This is a genomic window from Bradyrhizobium algeriense, from assembly GCF_003062295.1.
GTDB lineage: Bacteria > Pseudomonadota > Alphaproteobacteria > Rhizobiales > Xanthobacteraceae > Bradyrhizobium > Bradyrhizobium algeriense.
In genome coordinates this window covers 758,884-777,340 of sequence record NZ_PYCN01000001.1, presented here as the reverse complement: position 1 = coordinate 777,340, position 18,457 = coordinate 758,884, and the positions used below count along the sequence as shown (strand labels likewise).

The window sequence follows — 18,457 nt, the reverse complement described above, 5'->3', positions numbered from 1 at the left end:
TACGGCGTCATTCTCCGATGCGCAATTGCACATCGCGGCCTCGCACCAACGCGCGTCCGAAATGATGGCATATTCCAGAATACGAAATTATCAAACCGGCGCGGATGAAAATCAGCGCTGATCGGGGCCATCGCGCGACGCGATCTGCTCGACCAGCTCGACGATCGAGCGCCGCATTTTGGAATCGCCGATGCGCGTGAACGCCCGCGTCAGCGCGAGACCCTCCGATGTGGCGAGGAAATCGGACACGTAGGCCGGGGAGGCGCCTTCGGCGAAGCCGTTGCCATTCACCGCGCCGCTCGGCCCGCCATCGAACAGAAACGACACCGGGACCTGCAATATCTCGGATATCTGCTGCAGGCGGCTGGCGCCGACCCGGTTGGTGCCTTTCTCGTATTTCTGAACCTGCTGGAAAGTAAGGCCGAGCGCTTCGCCCAGTTTTTCCTGGCTCATGCCCAGCATGATGCGGCGCATCCGGACGCGGCTGCCGACATACTTGTCAACCGGATTGGGCGCTTTGGTGGACATCTGCATCGCTCCTGGATGGGCGCCGGAATGAGGCAGTGGAAGGCCTGTGCCCCAGGCGCCGATACCGTCAAATCTGCTCGGAGGATCGGGTAGAATTGCGGACGATCTGAGCAATGAAGTGACTGGTTGTTGTTATTCTCTTGCAACCGCAGAAAGCGAATCGCAGGCTGTCTGTCAACTGGTGGAACCGCACAGTCAGCTTTTTTAGTAAACCAGTGACAATTGGCGATGTGCAAATCTCAGGCAGCCTGCTTTGCCGCGCGGCGTCTGGCGATGAAGATCAGGGCGGCGGCCACGATGATGGCGGCCGGGATATCTCCAAGACGAGCATAAATCGTCGGCGGCAGCGCTGACGGCAGGCTGGCATCGAGCACGCCTTCGATGCCGAGACCGAGCCGTGCCACAATTCGTCCCGAGGGATCGATCACCGCCGAGATGCCGGTGTTGGCAGCGCGCACCATCGGCAGCCCCTCTTCGATGGCGCGGAGCCGCGCCTGTTGCAGGTGCTGATAGGGGCCCGTCGAATTTCCGAACCAGCCGTCATTGGTCAGGTTGACGATCCATCCGGGGCGGTCATCACGCGCTGCAATATTCCCGGGAAAAATCGCTTCATAACAAATCAGCGGCAGCGCGCGCGGCGCATTCGGGATCTCCATCGTGCGGCGCCGCGCGCCTGGAATGAAGCCGCCATGCACCTTTGTCAGCTGCACGAAGCCGAGCTTTTCCATCCACTCTTGAAACGGCAGATATTCGCCGAACGGCACCAGATGCAGCTTGTCGTAGACCGACAGCACGCCACCGTCATGGTCGATCACATATATTGAATTGTAGGCGCGGCTGACGCGGGCGCCGGGCGGTCCGTCCGGGGCACGCACCGAGCCGGTCATCAGCACCGTGCCCTTTGGCAGCAGCTCGGCGATCTGCGCCATCGCGTCCGCTTCCCGCGTCAGGAAGAACGGGAAAGCCGATTCCGGCCAGATCAGGATCTGCACGTCGCGCACGCCGGTGGATTGCGGTCCGGAAGCGCGGTCGGACAGAGCAAGGTATTTCTGCATCACCTCCGCCTTGGCGGCGTAGTTGAATTTGACGTCCTGCTGCAGGTTCGGCTGCATGATGCGCAGCCTGACCTTGGTCAATGCGGTCGGCTGCAGCGCCAGCCGCGCAGCGCCGTAGACACCCATCGCGATGAGCAGCGACAGCGCCGCCACCGGCGCGAGCCAGGGCTTTCGGCCGCGCGAAGACCCGTCAATCAGCGCCGCCGGGCTCGCAAAGATCGCTACGCTGAGGAAGGTCATGCCCCACAGCCCGATCAGCGATGCCGTCTGCGCCAGCGCCAGCGGCTCCGACAGCGCGTAGCCGAAGGCATTCCAGGGAAAGCCCGACAGCACATAGCCGCGCAGCCATTCGCTGACCGTGAGCCCGATCGCGAGCGCCAGCACCCGCGAGGCATCCCGCGTCCAGATCAGCCGCGCCAGCGCGAAGCCGAGCGCCGGAAACAAGGCAAGGTAGGCCGGCAGGCCGAGCACCGCGAACGGCATCAGCCAGGCGAAGGTCGGCGCATCGACCAGAAAGGCGTTGCCGGTCCAGTAAAGCCCGGGCACGAAATAGCCGAGCCCGAACCAGAAGCCCGACATCGCCGCCGCCGGCACGCCGCGCCGTTTTCCGGCCGCCGCCCCGTCGATCAGCCAGACCACAACCGGAAAGGTCACGAACAGCACCGGCCAGGCATTGAACGGCGCCATCGCAAGCGCCGACAGCATGCCGGCGCTAAGCGCGATCACCGCGCGCTTCCAGCCCCAGGCAAGGATGATCGAAAGTCCCGCCATGCGGAATTTGCTGGTCGGGATCACTGCGAGCCGGCTCCGTCGCTGGAAGCCGGCGGCGTATTGTCATTGGTCGGCGGCGTGGTGGTGTCGGGCGGGGCCTCGCGGCGGCTTCGCTCGCGTGGCGCGCGCGGCGCCGGGCGTTCTTTCCGGATCCCGATCCGCAACCGCTTGACCCGCCGCGGATCGGCATCGAGCACCTCGATCTCGAAATTGCCCGGGCCCGCAATGACTTCGCCGCGCACCGGCAGGCGGCCGACCTGCGCCACCAGGTAGCCCCCCAGCGTCTCGACTTCCTCGCCGGCCTCGCCGGTCACGAATTCCTCGCCGATCATTGTGCGCGCATCCTCGAGGCTGGCGCGGGCGTCGGCGATGAATGCATTGTCTCCCTGCCGGATAATCGATGGCGGCTCGTCGCTGTCGTGCTCGTCGTCGATCTCGCCGACGATCTGCTCGACGATGTCCTCGATCGACACCAGCCCGTCGGTGCCGCCATATTCGTCGACCACCAGCGCCAGATGGATGCGCGAAGCCTGCATCTGCGCCAAGAGATCGATCGCCCGCATCGACGGCGGCACATACAAAAGCTTGCGGATGATGTTGGCCTCCGCCAGCGGCAATGCGAGGTCGACCGCGCGCAGGTCGAGGCCCGCCGGGAACGGCTTCTTGCGCTTCGGCTTGGTGGGGTCGCCGACCCGCGCCTTCGCGGTCATGAACGCCAGGAGGTCGCGGATGTGAACGATGCCTTCGGGGTCGTCGAGCGTCTCGTTGTAGACCACGAGCCGCGAATGCGCCGCGCTTTCGAACAGGCTCATTAGTTCGCCGAGCGGAATATCTCGCTTGACCGCGACGATGTCGGCGCGATGCACCATCACGTCGGCGATCCGCCGCTCGTTGAGGCCGAGAATGTTGCGCAGCATGGTGCGCTCGATGGCGGAGAAGCCCACATCATCCGGGGTGGAGGCGTCGAGCACGACCTGCAGATCGGCGCGGACCGATCCTGCCCTCCAGCCGAACAGCGTGCGGATCGCGCGCATCAGCCAGCTGTCGGCGGTCGGACGCAGCACCTCGCCTTCCTGCACCACTGCCGGCAGGTTGGGTGTGTCGCGCGGATTGTCCTGTATCGGGTCGGAGTCCGGCATTTTAGTCCATCCGCTCCCGGTCCGCATGCGGGTCTCGATCCGCATACGGATCTGGAATACCGAGCTGCGCGAGAATCTCCCGTTCGAGACCTTCCATGGCTTCGGCGTCGTCGTCTTTCTCGTGATCGTATCCGATCAAATGCAGGAACCCGTGGATCGCCAGATGGCTGAGGTGATGATCGAACGGCTTTTCTTCGTCGTCGGCCTCTTTCCGCGTGGTCTCGTAGGCAATGGCGATATCGCCGAGCATCCGGGGCGCGTCGGCAGGCGCGCTTGCGCTCGGCTGCAGCGCCGGAAACGACAGCACGTTGGTCGGCTTGTCGATGCCGCGCCAGTTGCTGTTGAGCGTGCGGATGCCGGCATCGTCGGTCAGCATGACGGCGAGCTCGGCCTCCCCGACATCGGCATCGGCGATTTCGGCCGCCGCATGGATGGCGCGATGGATCACCGCCTCGGCGTCCGGCTCGGTCTGCCAGCAATCGGCGACGACCAGAACTTCGGTGAACGGAAGGACGGACGACACGAGCGTTCCAGCGCTTTGCATTGCAATGTTCGGGTTACGGCCCGGGCCTGCCTGCGGCAGGCCCGGCGCCGACGATTTCTGGGTCAAGATTTGTTGGTTGCCGGTTTTTGCGGCAATCCCTCATAGGCGGCGACGATCCGCGCCACCAGTTCATGGCGGATGACGTCTTCCGCGGTGAATTTCACCTGCGCAATGCCCTCGACGCCGTCGAGCAGCTTGACCGCTTCGGCAAGCCCGGAGGCCTGTCCGCTCGGAAGGTCGACCTGCGACGGATCGCCGGTGATGATCATGCGGCTGTTCTCGCCGAGCCGGGTCAGGAACATCTTCATCTGCATCGAAGTGGTGTTCTGGGCTTCGTCGAGGATGATGACGGCATTGGTCAGCGTGCGGCCGCGCATGAACGCCAGCGGCGCGATCTCGATCTCGCCGGCCTGCAGCGCGCGCTCGACAATGCGCGAATCCATCAAATCGTACAGCGCGTCGTAGATCGGCCTTAAGTAAGGATCGACCTTTTCCCGCAAGTCGCCGGGCAGGAAGCCGAGCCGCTCGCCGGCCTCGACCGCGGGCCGCGACAGGATGATGCGATCGACTTCCTTGCGTTCGAACAATTGCGCGGCATGCGCCACCGCAAGCCAGGTCTTGCCGGTGCCGGCCGGGCCGACGCCGAACACCATCTCGTGGCGCTTTAACGCACGGATGTAGGAATCCTGCGCGGCGGTGCGTGCCCGCACCGGACGCTTGCGCAGGTTGATGGTCTCGAACGACGATTTGGCGGTCTTGGCGTCGAACTCGAACAGCGAGCCCTGGGCCAGCACGGCGCGGATCGCGCCTTCGACTTCGCCCTGCGAGAGGTCATGTCCCTGCAAGGCCTGGGCATAGAGCGTCTCCAGCACGCGCCGCGCGGCGTCGCAGCCGTCGCGGGAGCCGGCGATGGTGATGTGGTTGCCGCGGGAATCGACGACGATGCCGAGCCGCCGTTCGACCAGCGCCAGGTTTTGCCCGTAGGGGCCGACCAGCGCGGAAGCGGCGCGGTTGTCGTCGAAGTCGATGACGACCTGGGTCTCGGGCGGAACTTGCATGTCGCGGTCAAATTTGCGGCTGGGAGCGAGCGAAGACGAATCCGATGCGCTTTTTGGCAAGGGTTCAGGCTCCCCGATTTTCTAAAGAAGAATTGATCATTTGAGATAGAGCTGATGGCGTCGGCTTCGCTGAGCCGCCGGCGAGTTCGCCGAGCAGGCTGTAACGCTCGAGGCTGCCGATCGTGACCGGCAGCACCTGTCCGATGATGTCAGGCGAGGCAAAGACATGCGCGGGCTGAAGGTACGCGGTGCGGCCGACGATCTGGCCGGGATTGCGGGCCGCGCGTTCGAACAGCACATCGACGGTGTTGCCAATCATGGCCTTGTTGAAGGCCGATTGCTGGCTGTCGATCAATTCCTGAAGCCGCACCAATCGCTCGTCCATTTCAGCCGCTGACACCGTCTCCTGCATGTCCGCCGCCGGCGTGCCGGGCCGGGGCGAATACTTGAACGAATATGCTCCAGCGTATCCGATTTGCATGACAAGCGCGAGGGTCGCGGCGAATTCTCCCTCGGTTTCGCCGGGGAAGCCGACGATAAAATCCGATGAAAAAGCAATGTCTTGGCGCGCGGTACGAAAACGGTCGATGACGCGGCGATAATCATCGGCGGTATGCTTGCGGTTCATGGCCGCCAGGATCCGGTCGGAGCCGGACTGCACCGGAAGGTGCACGAACGGCATCAGCGCGGCGAGATCGCGATGGGCGGCAATCAGCGAATCGTCGACATCGCGGGGGTGGCTGGTGGAGTAGCGCAGCCGCACGATACCTTCGATTTCGGCGAGATGGTGCAGCAGCCTGCCGAGCGGCCAGGTCCGTCCGTCGGGACCCTCGCCGTGATAGGCGTTGACGTTCTGGCCAATGAGCGTGATCTCGCGCACGCCGTTGTCGGCGAGCCGCTTCACGTCGTCGACGATCTTCGCCACCGGGCGCGACACTTCCGCGCCGCGCGTATAGGGCACCACGCAGAAGGTGCAGAACTTGTCGCAACCTTCCTGCACGGTGACGAAAGCGGAGATGCCGCGCGCGCGGATCGCATCCGGTTTGGGAGCCGGGAGAAAACCGAACTTGTCCTCCACCGGGAATTCGGTCTCCAGCGCACGGCCTTCGCTCTTCGCGCGCGCCAGTAATTGCGGCAGATGATGATAGCTCTGTGGCCCGACCACTACGTCGACAACAGGCGCGCGGCGGATGATCTCCTCGCCCTCGGCCTGCGCCACGCAGCCCGCGACCGCGATGCGCATATCGCGCCCCTGGCGCGCCGCTTCATCCTTGGCGACGCGCAGTCGCCCGAGTTCGGAGTAGACCTTCTCGGAAGCTTTTTCCCTGATGTGGCAAGTGTTGAGGATCACCAGATCGGCATCCTCGGCACTGGCTGTCTCCACAAAGCCTTCGCCCGCCAGCGTGTCCACCATGCGTTGCGCATCGTAGACGTTCATCTGGCAGCCATAGGACTTGATATGCAGCTTGCGCGGCGGCTTCATGGAACCTGAGTGCAGGTGGAAAAGGCGCCCTGACGGCGGCTGGGGCTCAGATATAGCCTAAATAGCCAAAAAGCCAGTGTTTGAAGCCGTCATTCTGGGGCGCGAAGCGAACTATGGTGCGCAATTGCGCACTTGAGAATCTCGAGATTCCGGGTTCGATGCTGGCGCATCGCCCCGGAATGACGAGCGGGAATGGCTCAGTTGGCCGTGCCCCAGAGATCGAACAGTTCAGGCGGCGGAACCTCGACCCATTCATTGCCGAGGTTGATGCGGTAGGGGGTGCTGCTCGAAGCGTACGGGCGCCACAATTTTGGATCGACGGGGTGGCCGTTGGCGCGCACCCATCGCGCGATCGGATCGAGCGCCGCCGCCTGCTTTGCCGGCGCCAGGGTAAATCCGCCCAGCATTACGAAGCGCAGTTGCCTGTCCGAGGCCAGTTTTTCGATATCAGAAGCCGTCAGGATCGGATCGTCGCCGAGATAGCCGCCGATCGCCATGACCGGCAGGCCGGTCGAGATAATGAGCGGCGCAGCGACGTTGGCGTTGGGAACAGCGACGAGAAAGTTCGCGGCCTCGCGATTGGCGGTCAGGTAACTGATGAGCTTCTGGCGGCCGGCGTCCAGCCGTGATGTCCGCAATGCCTGGCGCTCCGTATCTGACGGCGTGAGCAAAGCGGTCATGTTGGCGACCGGTGCGGCGATGTTCGGGCGCCTCAGAACGACGCTCGCGGCGGTCAGGGTCGGCGGAACGAGCAGCGCGCCAATGGAAGCGACCGCGAGCAGTTTTGCGAAACTGCTGCCCCGCTGCGGCAATGCATAAAGGACGGCTGCGCAAATCACGGCGATCCCGATCGACGTCAGCCATGTCAGGCTGAGCCAATCGGATCCGATTCCCTCGGATGGCGGCATGCAGAGATAGATTTGCCAAGAGGCGGTGGCCACGATGATCAGCGGCAGATATATCCGCCCCGACTTGCCCGCTTTCCATCTCGACCAGAGGCCGGCGACGGCGATGCCGGAAAACACGGCAAGCGGCGGACCGAGCACGGCGACATAGTAGGTGTGGATCAATCCGCCGGCAAAGCTGAGCACGATCCAGTACAGCACGAGCCAGCCGGTCCATACGCCGGCGCTGATGCGGCGTGACACGGACGCGCCCGGACTTCGTGCGTCCAGCCAGGCGAGAACCAGGCCCGCGAGCGCGAGCGGCAGCAGCCAGGCGAACTGCGCCGCGGCCCGCGGCCGAAACAGGCGGAGCGGGCCTGTCGGCGAGTCGTCGGTCATCACGGGCTGCCGGACTGCCGTGGTTGCCGGCGCTGCCTCGCCGGAGGCGGCGGGCGAGGAGATGGCCGGATTGCCTGCGGGCGCTGATGCCGGAAGGAAGCGGGCCGCGCCATTATGCACCAACGCGAGCTCGAGCATGGAATTGTGCCTGGTGCTGCCCGCATAGGGCCGGTCCCGGGCCGGTGTGAGATCGAAGAAGATCGCCCATGACAGCGAGACGGCAACGAGGACGATGCCTGCGATGGCTTGTCGCCCGAGGTGCCAAGTCGCTTTATGCCAAGTGACGGGAGCGCCGGGCCGGGCGAGGCTGAACGTCAGGGCCAGTACCGGCGCCAACACCAGTGCGGCTCCCATCTTGACGTTGAAGCCGATGCCGATCACGGCCATCGCGGCGCAGAGCATCGCGAGCCGGCCGGTTTCGGCCGCCCGCATCCCCAACCACACGGCGGCCAGCAGCACCAGGATGAGACAGCTGTCGGTATTGTTGGAACGGTCGACGGCAACATTGACCGGGCTGAGCGCGAGCGACAGCGCGGCGATAGCCCCGGCCGTCCCGCCCCAATATTTCCGCACCAGCGCGTAGATGATCAGCACCGCGGCCAATCCCGCCATCGCCTGGGCGAGCAGGATCGAATGCGCGCTAAAGCCGAGCAGCTTGGCGCTGGCGACCTGCAGCCAGATCGCCACCGGCGGCTTGTCGATGGAAACAAAGCCTGCGGGGTCGAATGCGTTGAAGAGAAAATTGTGCCAGCTATCCAGCATGCTGCGCACGCCCGCGGCGTAGTATTGCCTTCCAAACTCGTTCTGCGAAAGCTGCCAGGTGCGCGCAAGCACGGCCACCGCCGCAACGAGTGTGAGCGACGAGGCCGTCTTCAATATTTGGTTGTCGGGTAATCTTGGGATGCGCCGCTCCCCTCGCGCAGGTTCACCTGAAACTATCACCTGCGGGTTCAGTGCCCAGTTAACTCGCGGCAAGATTGTTGATCTGATGTCGGCGGACGCCGGACTTCAACCAAGCGATGCTGATCTAGCCGGCCTTTCGACCGATGCGTGCAATCAGGTCGGGCAGTTGCCGCATATCGTCGAAGATCATGTCCGCTCCGGCGGCGCACAGCTTCTCGGCATGGCCCGGCTGACAATGGCTGCCGCCGTGGAAACCGAGCACGGTCATGCCGGCGGCGCGGCCGCCGGTGACGCCAGGAACGCTGTCCTCGATAACCAGACACTGGGCCGGTTGCACCTTCATCTGCTCGGCGGCAAACAGAAACAGATCGGGCGCCGGTTTACCGCGGCTGACCTGCGTAGCAGAGAAAATATTCGGCGCGAGTTGGTCGTAGAGGCCGGCGCAGCTGAGGCCGTGGCGAATCTTTTCGGGCGTTCCGCTGGAAGCGACGCATTTAGGCAGGCGTATCGCGCCAATGGCGTCGCCGACATGTGCGATCGCCTGCAAATCGCCCTCGTAAAATTTCAGCGTGGCCGCCTTCACCTGTTGTTCGAAGTCATCAGGCAGTTTTCGGTCGATCTCGCGTTCGATCGTTTGGCGCGCCTCGCGGTCAGACACACCGAGAAACCGTTCGAGTACCTGTTCCGATGTGATCGGATAGCCGTGACGCGTCAACGTCTCGGCATGCGCGCGACATGAAATGACTTCGCTGTCGACCAGCACGCCGTCGCAATCGAAAATGATGAGATCGAAATTCACGAAAAGTGATTCACGAAAACTAGGTTTTCTCTTCGTCGAGCGGGACGCAATACAGTTCCAGCCGGTGATCGACCAGCTTGTAGCCCAGCTTGCGGGCAATCTCGGCCTGCAATTTCTCGATCTCCTCGGAGGTGAACTCGATCACCTTGCCGTCGCGCAGATTGATCAGATGGTCGTGGTGGCTGTCGGGCATCTGCTCGTAGCGCGCGCGGCCTTCGCGAAAATCGTGCCGCTCGATGATCCCGGCGTCCTCGAACAGCTTGACGGTGCGGTATACCGTCGAGATCGAGATCTTGTCGTCGACCGCGACACAGCGCCGGTAAAGTTCCTCGACGTCGGGATGGTCGACCGAATCCGCCAGCACGCGCGCGATCACGCGGCGCTGCTCGGTCATGCGCATGCCGGTGGCGGCGCAGCGTGCCTCGATGCCGGTATTCTTGTGCGCAGACGGGGATTTCAGTACGGGCATGGGTCTCAGGGCCTTCGGGCGCAGGTTGCGGGGTCTTTTGCCACCCAGCGCATATTACGACAAGTCACGTCGCATCAGAAGTGCATTCAATTGCTCCCCGCCGGGTTGCTGATAATAGCGTTCCCGGCGGCCAACGACCTCAAATCCGGCCCATTCATACAGGCGCCGCGCCGCCTGATTATTTTCTTCGACCTCGAGGAACACCTTGCATACGCCGCGGCCGGCGAGATGACCGAGATGCGTCAGCAACAGGTTGCGCGACAGGCCGCGGCCACGTTGGGCCGCATCGATGGCGATCGACAATAACTCCGCCTCGTCAGCCGCCCAGCGCGACACCGCAAAGCCGATGGTCTTGCGTCCAAGTCTGAGCCGGTGAACGAGCGTATTGCGCTCGGTCAGCATGACCTCGAATTCGCCTTCGCCCCAGCCGCGGTGAAACGATGCGCCATGCAGTTGCGCCAGACGCGCCGCGTCGCGCGGGCTGGCCGGTTCGATCACGGCCGTGCCGCCGTTCCACCAATCGGAGAGCCATGTCATCATGATGCTGCTGGTGGCTGCGAAGCACCGGACAGCGGATCCTTTGGCGGCTTGGCATCGGGCGCGCGCAGATAATAAGGACGCGCCGGTGAACTCTCGGGATCGACGGCGGCACCCAGCCACGCCACCCAGGCGATATCGGGCGCTGCCTGCTGGTCGGTCTTGAAAGGCGGGGCTGCATCGGCCGGCCAGCGGTCGGCCAGAATCTTCGCCGCATTGCCGACCAGATATGGCGCACCCAAGCGCGCCGCGTCGAGCGCTTCCGCGATCGGGGCGACCTGCGGCTTGATCAATGAACTGCCGTCGCCGCCCAGCATCTGGAAATAGACATGATCATGCCGCGCATCGACGGCGGATATTACCGGATGTTCGCTGGTCTCGCTGACGATAGGGGCGGCAAAAGCGGTCAGCGTTGTCACGCCGACGACCGGCTTGCCGGCGGCGAGCGCAATGCCGCGGGCGGCCGAAAGGCCGACGCGCAATCCGGTAAAGCTGCCGGGACCGGTGGTCGCGGCGATGCGGTCGAGAGCCGTGAACGCAACGCCTGACGCCTTCATCACGCGCGCGATCAGCGGCATCAGGGCTTCGGCATGACCGCGCTTCATCGGCTGCGATTCCCGCGCGATGACGCCGCCCGCGGTGTCGAGCACGGCCGCGGCGCAGGCATCGAGCGCGGTATCGATGGCGAGGATCAGCATGGAGGGAGGTATAGCAGACGCGCAATCATGCCGTCATGTCTTGCGGCTGCGTAGGGTGGGCAAAGCCACCGGGTCGCGCGAATGCGCGCCCGATGACAGGCTCCGCGCGCCCACCATCTAACTATACGGATAGATCATGGTGGGCACGGCGCGAAGCGCGCCTTTGCCCACCCTACGGCACCAACTCAAACCGGCCGGACTTCGACCACGTCGGGCACGAAATGCCTCAGGAGATTCTGAATGCCGTGCTGCAGCGTCGCCGTCGAGGACGGGCAGCCGGCGCAGGAACCCTTCATGTTGAGGTAGACGACGCCGTCCTTAAAGCCGCGGAAGGTGATGTCGCCGCCGTCATTGGCGACCGCCGGCCGCACCCGCGTCTCGATCAGATCCTTGATGGTCGCGACCGTATCGGCGTCGGCCTCGCTGAAGAATTCGCCTTCCTCGTCCGCCGCCTCGTCGTTGCCGGCAGTCCCGTCAGCCAGAAGCGGCGCGCCGGACATGTAGTGCTCCATGATGGCGCCGAGGATCGCGGGCTTGAGGTGCTGCCAGTCGCCATCCGCCTTGGTCACGGTGACGAAATCGTAGCCGTAGAACACGCTGGAGATGCCGGGCACGTCGAACAGACGCTCGGCGAGCGGGGAACGGGCGGCGGCTTCGCGGTTGGCGAATTCCATCGTGCCGGAGTCGAGCACGGTACGGCCCGGAATGAATTTCAGCGTGGCGGGATTGGGCGTGGCTTCGGTCTGAATGAACATGGTTTTTCTCCGGCGTCGCCGGTTCAAGGCCGGCGCGTGGGGTCTCCTGTAGCAGATGGCGACCGGCAGCGCACGATCAAGGGGCGCAATCAGAAATTCCCGAGCCGCATCAAGCCCTAAGACAGGCCGTCGATGTCGGAATCGCTGAGATCGCCGGGCACGATGACCACCGGAATCGGGAACGAGCCGGTGACCTGCGCTATCATGCTGATCAACGGGCCTGGGCCTTCCGGGCCCGGATTGGCCGCCAGCACCAGCATCGAAATATCGACGTCCTTGTCGATCACGTCGAGGATCTGGGTGGTCGGGTCGCCCTCACGAATCACCCGCTCTGGCGTGATCGCGGCAATGCCGTTGGCGCGGCCGGCGGCGCGGTCAAGCGCCTCATTGGCGGCGTCCTCGGCTTCGGCGCGCATCAGGTCGGCAACCCCCAGCCATTGCTGGTTCTGGTCCTCGATTTCGATGATGCGCAGCATCACCACGCCGCCGCCGACGCGAATCGCCCAGCGGCTGGCGTAGTACACCGCGCGGTCCCATTCCGCGGTGTCGTCAACGATGACAAGGCATTTTGGCTGGTGACCCGTCTCGTAGCTTCGTCGCTGGGTGGTCATGCATATCCCGGTGCTGCGCCAAACCGCCGCATGCTGCCACGGCGCAGCCGCCTTCGACAAGCGGCGTCGCTATTGCAACGCCGCGAGAGCCATAGCGTTTTCGAGCGAAGTGGGGACCGGTTCGCGTGAAGAAAACGCGTCAAAACAAGAATCTAGAGCGTTATCGGTTCGGATTCGATCAGAACCGATAACGCGCTAGCTCTTCCGGATGAAACCGACGATATCCTTGGTCGCACGCATGGTTTCGTCGGCGATGACGCGCGCCCGGTCGGCGCCGTCGACCAGGATTTTGTCGACATGGCCGGGGTCGGCGACCAGCCGTTTCATCTCGGAAGCGATCGGCGAGAGTTTTGTGACGCAAAGTTCCACCAGCGCGTTCTTGAAGCTGGAGAATTGCCCGCCGCCGAATTCCGTCAAAATGTCGGCCTTGCTGCGCTCGGAAAGCGCCGCATAGATACCGACGAGGTTGTCGGCCTCGGGCCGGTTCTCCAGGCCCCTTTCTTCCGACGGCAGCGGTTCCGGATCGGTCTTCGCCTTGCGAATCTTTTGCGCGATGGTGTCGGCGTCGTCGGTGAGGTTGATGCGCGAATTGTCCGACGCGTCCGACTTCGACATCTTCTTGGTGCCGTCGCGTAAGGACATCACCCGCGTTGCAGGGCCGGTGATCAGCGGTTCCGGCAGCGGGAAGAACATGCCGTCATCGGCGCCGTGGCCGCGGATCGAATCGGCAAAATCGTTGTTGAACTTCTGCGCGATGTCGCGCGAAAGCTCCAGATGCTGCTTCTGGTCCTCGCCAACCGGCACATGCGTGGCGCGATACAGCAGGATGTCGGCCGCCATCAGCACCGGATAGTCATAGAGACCCACCGACGCGTTCTCGCGGTCCTTGCCGGCCTTCTCCTTGAACTGCGTCATGCGGCTGAGCCAGCCGACCCGCGCGACGCAATTGAAGATCCATGTCAGCTCGGCATGGCCGGTGACCTGGCTCTGGTTGAACACGATGTGCTTCTTCGGGTCGATGCCGGCGGCGATGAAGGCCGCGGTGACCTCGCGGGTATTGCGGGCGAGCTCCGCCGGGCCGCCCCAGACGTCGACGCCTTGCGTGATCGCGTGCATGTCGACGACGCAATAGATGCAGTCATGGGTTTCCTGCATCTTCACGAAGTTGACGATCGCGCCGAGGTAATTGCCGAGATGCAAATTGCCCGTCGGCTGGACGCCCGAAAATACTTTTTCAACAAAAGCCATAGCCAGCTTCCCCAAGGATCCTGTATCGGATGCCTATTTCGCGCTGTCGTTTGCCACGCGAGCCCTATTCGCGCAAGCCGCTAGGCCCTTGTTTGCCTGATCGCGTTAACCGCGTCGCGCCAGCCGGCGACGCCGAAAAGCCGCAGAAACAGGCCGTAGATCGCAATTCCCGCCGATATCACGGCAAGCCACAGGACGGCCTGCACGAGGCCGTGTGCGTCTGAGGCGAGCGCCGTCATCGACCGCGTCGCCAGCCATAGCAGCGCGCCCATGGCGAGCGCTGATAGCAGGATGCGCGGCAGCCGCCGTTTGGCGTCGGCATCGATCGAGAATCCAAAAGTCTCCGCGCCGCGGCGGATCAGGCTGAACGCCATGCCCCACGCGCCGAGCGCAATCGCCGCCGCGATGCCCTCAGTGCCGTACCAGCGGCTGAGCAGGAAGGCGGAAGCGATCGCCAGCACCACGCCCTTCAGCGCTGATACCAGCGGCGTCATCGTATCCTCGCGCGCAAAGAACGCCGGCGACAGCGCCTTCACCAGCACATGCGCAGGCAGCGCCAGCGTCAGCCACATCAGCGCCCGCGCGGTCGCCGCGGTATCATCAGCAGTGAAGGCGCCGTGCTCGAACAGCAGCCGCACGATCGGCTCGCTGAGCACGATCAGCCCGAGCGTCGCCGGCAGCGCCAGGCCAACGGCGAGTTCGAGGCCGCGCGATTCCGCATGCGCAACGCCGGTGTGGTCTGTAGCCCGCACCGCGCGCGTCAGTTCCGGGATCAGCACCGTGCCCATGGCGACGCCGACGATGCCGAGCGGCAGTTCGACCAGCCGGTTGGCGAAATAGAGCCACGACACCGCCGACGGCGACGACGACGCGATGATCGCACCGGCGACCATCAGCAGCTGCGGCGCGCTGGATGCCATCATGCCGGGTGCGGCCTTGCCGAGAAAGCCGCGGATTTCGCCATCGAATGAAATCCGCAAGGGGGCGGCGATGTTGCCGCCTCGGCGCAACACCAGCACCGATAGCTGTAACAGCCCGGCAATGCCTGTTGTCGCGGCGACGATTTGGGCTGATAGCACCGCATCCGGCCGTATGGCGAGCAGTACAATCATCACCGCGATCAGAGCGATGTTGAACAGCAGCGGTGAAAACGCCGTCAGCGCGAAGCGGCCCTGCGCGTTCAACAGTGCCATCATCACGGTCACTGGACCGGCAAAGGCGAGGTACGGCAGCATCAGGCGGGCGTTATCTGTCGCAAGCTGCAGCGTCTCGCGCCCGGCAAACCCCGGCGCCAGCGCTGTCATGATGAGCGGCATCACCAGCGCGAGCACCGCTGTCGCAACGATCAACGCTGTTGTCACCGTGCCGAGTACGCGGCCGGCGAACGCCGCCGCAGCCGTCGCCCCATCGGTCTCGCGCACCCGCAGCCATGCCGGCACCAGCGCGGCGTTCAGCCCGCCCTCGGTCAACAGCCGCCTGATGACATTGACCAGCTGAAACGCCGCCAGAAACGCATCCGCCACCGCGCCAGCGCCGAGCAGCGCCGCCAGCGCCGAATCGCGCACGAATCCAAGCAGCCGTGAGGCCAGCGTTCCCGAGGAGACCGTGAGAAAGGAGCGGATCATTGGAGGTTCTATAGCAGCCGCTTCCCTTGCTGGCGCGGGGCCGATCTGGTAGGCCGCAACCTTCTTAGCCGTGCTCGGCTGCTTCGCACAACGCCGTAAACAGGACGGATGAATGACTGACGCAAAATACGACGTTCTCGGGATTGGCAATGCGATTTTCGACGTACTGGTGCAGACCGACGAGGGTTTTCTCGCCAGCCACGGCATGACCAAGGGTGGCATGGCACTGATCGACGAGGCCCGCGCCGCCGCCATCTACAAGGACATGGGCCCGGCGACCGAAATGAGCGGCGGCTCCGGCGCCAACACCATCGTCGGCGTCGCCGGTTTCGGTGCCCGCGCAGCCTTCATCGGCAAGGTCAAGAACGACCAGATCGGCACCCTCTACACCCACGATATCAGAGCCGCCGGCGTCGCCTTCGAGACCAAGGCGGCCGAGAGCGGCCCGGCCACCGGCTGCTCCTACATCCTGGTGACGCCGGACGGCGAGCGCACCATGAACACCTATCTCGGCGCCGCGCAGGATCTTAACCCCTCCGACATCGATGAAGCGCAGATCGCGGCTTCCAGCATCGTCTATCTCGAAGGCTATCTCTGGGATCCGAAGAACGCCAAGGAAGCCTTCGTCAAGGCCGCGACGATCGCCCACGGTGCCGGCCGCCAGGTGGCGCTGACGCTGTCGGATTCGTTCTGCGTGGATCGCTATCGCGACGAGTTCCTCGATCTGATGCGCAAGGGCACCGTCGACCTCGTGTTCGCCAACGAGGCTGAGTTGCACTCGCTGTACCAGATCTCGGATTTCGAGGGTGCGCTGAAGCAATTCCGCACTGATGCAAAACTCGGAATCGTCACCCGCAGCGAAAAAGGCTGCGTGGTGGCCGCGAAGGATGGCGTGACAGCCGTGCCGGCGTTTCCGATTCAAAAGCTCGTCGACACCACCGGCGCCGGCGACCTGTTCGCCGCAGGATTCCTGTTCGGGCTGGTGCGCAATGCGGGGTATGAGGCCTGCGGCCGGCTAGGGGCGCTGGCGGCGGCGGAAGTGATCCAGCACATCGGGGCGAGGCCGCAGGTGTCGCTGAAGGAACTGGCGGGGCAGAACGGGCTGCCGGTGTAGGGCACGGCCTCTCCACCCGTCATGGCCGGGCTTGTCCCGGCCATCCACGCCTTCCTTGCGGATGCTCTCCCAAGACGTGGATGCCCGGGACAAGCCCGGGTTTGGCAAGCCTCACGCTGTCTTCGCCGCCTTCAGCCCCAGCTTCGCTTCCACGGCTTCCCGCATCAAGAACTTCTGGATTTTCCCCGTCACCGTCATCGGAAACTCGTCGACGAATTCGACATAGCGCGGGATCTTGTTGTGGGCGATCTGGCCCTGGCAGAAGGCGCGGACGTCGTCAGCCGTCAGCGTCTCGCCGGGCCGAGTGCGGATCCAGGCGCAGAGCTCTTCGCCGTAGCGATCATCGGCGACGCCGAAAATCTGCACGTCCTGGATTTTCGGGTGGCGATAGAGGAATTCCTCGATCTCCCTGGGATAAAGATTTTCGCCGCCGCGGATCACCATGTCCTTGATGCGGCCGACGATGTTGCAATAGCCCTCGGCGTCGATGATGGCGATGTCACCGGTGTGCATCCAGCCATTGGCGTCGAGCACGTCTGCGGTCTTTTCCGCTTCGTCCCAATACCCCAGCATGACGCTGTAGCCGCGGGTGCAGAGCTCGCCGCGTTCGCCGCGCGGCACCACGCGGCCCTCGAGGTCGACGACCTTGACCTCGACATGCGGGTGGATACGCCCGACGGTCGACACCCGCCGTTCCAGCGGATCGTCGGTCGAGCTCTGGAAACTCACCGGCGAGGTTTCGGTCATGCCGTAGGCGATGGTGACTTCGCCCATGTTCATCTCGTTGTTGACGCGCTTCATCACCTCGATCGGGCAGGGCGCGCCGGCCATGATGCCGGTGCGCAGCGATTTCAGGTCGAAGCGCGCAAACTCCGGATGATCGAGTTGGGCGATGAACATGGTCGGCACGCCGTAGAGCGCGGTGCATTTCTCTTTCTCGATGGTCTGCAACGTCGTCAGGGGATCAAAGCCTTCGCCGGGATAGACCATGGTCGCGCCGAGCGTGACGGAGGCGAGGTTGCCCATCACCATGCCAAAGCAGTGATAGAGCGGCACGGGAATGCAAATGCGGTCCTTTTCCGTCAGGCGCATCGCGCGGCCGACGAAATAGCCGTTGTTGAGGATGTTGTGATGCGTCAGCGTCACGCCCTTCGGCGAGCCCGTGGTGCCGCTGGTGAATTGAATGTTCACCGCATCGTCGAACTGCAGCGTCGCAGCCAGCTCGGCAAGCTGCTCGCGATGCCGCGCGCCGCCCATTTTCGCCACGTCCTCGAAGGCGAAGGTGCCCGGACATTTGGGTCCGCCGATCTGGATCACCGCCCGCAGTTGCGGCAGCCGCGCCGCCTGCAATTCGCCCGGCTGCGCTGTGGCAAGCTCCGGAAGCAGCGTGTTCAGCATCTCCATGTAGTTGGAAGTCTTGAAGGCAGTCGCGGTGACGATCGCCCCGCAGCCGACTTTTGCCAAAGCGAATTCGAGTTCGCTCAAACGGTAGGCGGGATTGATGGTGACGAGAATGAGTCCCGCTTTCGCTGCAGCGAATTGCGTCAGCGTCCATTCTGGCCGATTGAGCGACCACACCCCGATCCGCGCGCCGCGCTCGAGGCCGAGTGCGAGAAATCCCGCCGCCAACGCGTCGACACGCGCGGCAAATTCCTTCCAGGTCCAGCGTACGTCATGGCTTGGCGACACCAGCGCCTCGCGATCGCTCCAGCGCGCAGCGGCCTGATCGAGACAGCGTCCGATGGTGTCGCCGAGCAGCGGCGCGTTGGCTGTGCCGCAGACGTAGCTATTGGTGGTGTCGGTCAAGACGGGTTCTCCAAAAATAAGATCAAGTATC

General features: G+C 64.0%; 17 protein-coding genes. 1 reads left to right on the top strand and 16 read right to left on the bottom strand.

The window, feature by feature from the left end; translation table 11 throughout:
• Nucleotides 1-111 precede the first annotated feature (111 nt).
• The 15 genes from C7G61_RS03645 to murJ all read right to left on the bottom strand — a co-directional run bounded on the left by C7G61_RS03645 (nt 112) and on the right by murJ (nt 15,506).
• Nucleotides 112-528 (bottom strand): helix-turn-helix domain-containing protein, encoded by a 417-nt coding sequence (locus C7G61_RS03645; RefSeq protein WP_108512652.1) that lies wholly within the window; start codon nt 526-528, stop codon nt 112-114.
• A 239-nt stretch (nt 529-767) separates the two neighbouring features.
• Entirely contained in the window at nt 768-2,354 is a 1,587-nt protein-coding gene (lnt, locus tag C7G61_RS03640) for an apolipoprotein N-acyltransferase (RefSeq protein WP_108512843.1), read from the bottom strand.
• Between the two features lie 20 nt (nt 2,355-2,374).
• Nucleotides 2,375-3,493, bottom strand: a complete 1,119-nt coding sequence (locus C7G61_RS03635) for a hemolysin family protein (RefSeq protein WP_108512651.1) — start codon at nt 3,491-3,493, stop codon at nt 2,375-2,377.
• A 1-nt stretch (nt 3,494) separates the two neighbouring features.
• Entirely contained in the window at nt 3,495-4,037 is a 543-nt protein-coding gene (gene ybeY / locus C7G61_RS03630; RefSeq protein WP_108512650.1) for an rRNA maturation RNase YbeY, read from the bottom strand.
• Nucleotides 4,038-4,099: 62 nt separating this feature from the next.
• Entirely contained in the window at nt 4,100-5,155 is a 1,056-nt protein-coding gene (locus tag C7G61_RS03625) for a PhoH family protein (protein WP_108512649.1), read from the bottom strand.
• Nucleotides 5,156-5,159: 4 nt separating this feature from the next.
• A complete protein-coding gene (gene miaB / locus C7G61_RS03620; protein ID WP_108512648.1) occupies nt 5,160-6,578 on the bottom strand; it encodes a tRNA (N6-isopentenyl adenosine(37)-C2)-methylthiotransferase MiaB in 1,419 nt (472 codons plus the stop codon).
• A 197-nt stretch (nt 6,579-6,775) separates the two neighbouring features.
• Nucleotides 6,776-8,737: a glycosyltransferase family 39 protein gene (locus C7G61_RS03615; RefSeq protein WP_108512647.1), complete on the bottom strand. Its 1,962-nt coding sequence runs from the start codon at nt 8,735-8,737 to the stop codon at nt 6,776-6,778.
• A gap of 151 nt (nt 8,738-8,888) precedes the next feature.
• On the bottom strand, nt 8,889-9,563 hold the full coding sequence (locus C7G61_RS03610) for an HAD family hydrolase (RefSeq protein ID WP_108512646.1): 675 nt from the start codon (nt 9,561-9,563) through the stop codon (nt 8,889-8,891).
• 19 nt (nt 9,564-9,582) lie between these two features.
• Nucleotides 9,583-10,032, bottom strand: a complete 450-nt coding sequence (locus C7G61_RS03605) for a Fur family transcriptional regulator (protein WP_108512645.1) — start codon at nt 10,030-10,032, stop codon at nt 9,583-9,585.
• Between the two features lie 54 nt (nt 10,033-10,086).
• Nucleotides 10,087-10,572: a ribosomal protein S18-alanine N-acetyltransferase gene (rimI, locus tag C7G61_RS03600; RefSeq protein WP_108512644.1), complete on the bottom strand. Its 486-nt coding sequence runs from the start codon at nt 10,570-10,572 to the stop codon at nt 10,087-10,089.
• Entirely contained in the window at nt 10,569-11,267 is a 699-nt protein-coding gene (gene tsaB / locus C7G61_RS03595; RefSeq protein ID WP_108512643.1) for a tRNA (adenosine(37)-N6)-threonylcarbamoyltransferase complex dimerization subunit type 1 TsaB, read from the bottom strand. Before tsaB ends, rimI begins: the two co-directional genes overlap by 4 nt.
• Nucleotides 11,268-11,452: 185 nt before the next feature.
• Complete coding sequence (locus C7G61_RS03590; protein WP_108512642.1) at nt 11,453-12,022, bottom strand: NifU family protein; 570 nt, start codon at nt 12,020-12,022, stop codon at nt 11,453-11,455.
• Between the two features lie 116 nt (nt 12,023-12,138).
• Nucleotides 12,139-12,633, bottom strand: coding sequence for a universal stress protein (locus C7G61_RS03585; protein ID WP_108512641.1), 495 nt, complete (start codon nt 12,631-12,633; stop codon nt 12,139-12,141).
• A 195-nt stretch (nt 12,634-12,828) separates the two neighbouring features.
• Nucleotides 12,829-13,881 carry a tryptophan--tRNA ligase gene (gene trpS, locus C7G61_RS03575; protein WP_108512639.1) on the bottom strand — a complete coding sequence of 351 codons (1,053 nt, stop codon included), beginning with the start codon at nt 13,879-13,881 and terminating at the stop codon, nt 12,829-12,831.
• A gap of 80 nt (nt 13,882-13,961) precedes the next feature.
• Entirely contained in the window at nt 13,962-15,506 is a 1,545-nt protein-coding gene (gene murJ / locus C7G61_RS03570) for a murein biosynthesis integral membrane protein MurJ (RefSeq protein WP_108512638.1), read from the bottom strand.
• Nucleotides 15,507-15,618: 112 nt separating this feature from the next.
• Between murJ and C7G61_RS03565 the strand changes: the two genes are divergently transcribed.
• A complete protein-coding gene (locus tag C7G61_RS03565; protein ID WP_108512637.1) occupies nt 15,619-16,620 on the top strand; it encodes an adenosine kinase in 1,002 nt (333 codons plus the stop codon).
• Between the two features lie 111 nt (nt 16,621-16,731).
• On the opposite strand, the gene C7G61_RS03560 is transcribed toward C7G61_RS03565, so the two are convergent.
• Nucleotides 16,732-18,426 (bottom strand): AMP-binding protein, encoded by a 1,695-nt coding sequence (locus C7G61_RS03560; protein ID WP_108512636.1) that lies wholly within the window; start codon nt 18,424-18,426, stop codon nt 16,732-16,734.
• Nucleotides 18,427-18,457: the final 31 nt, after the last annotated feature.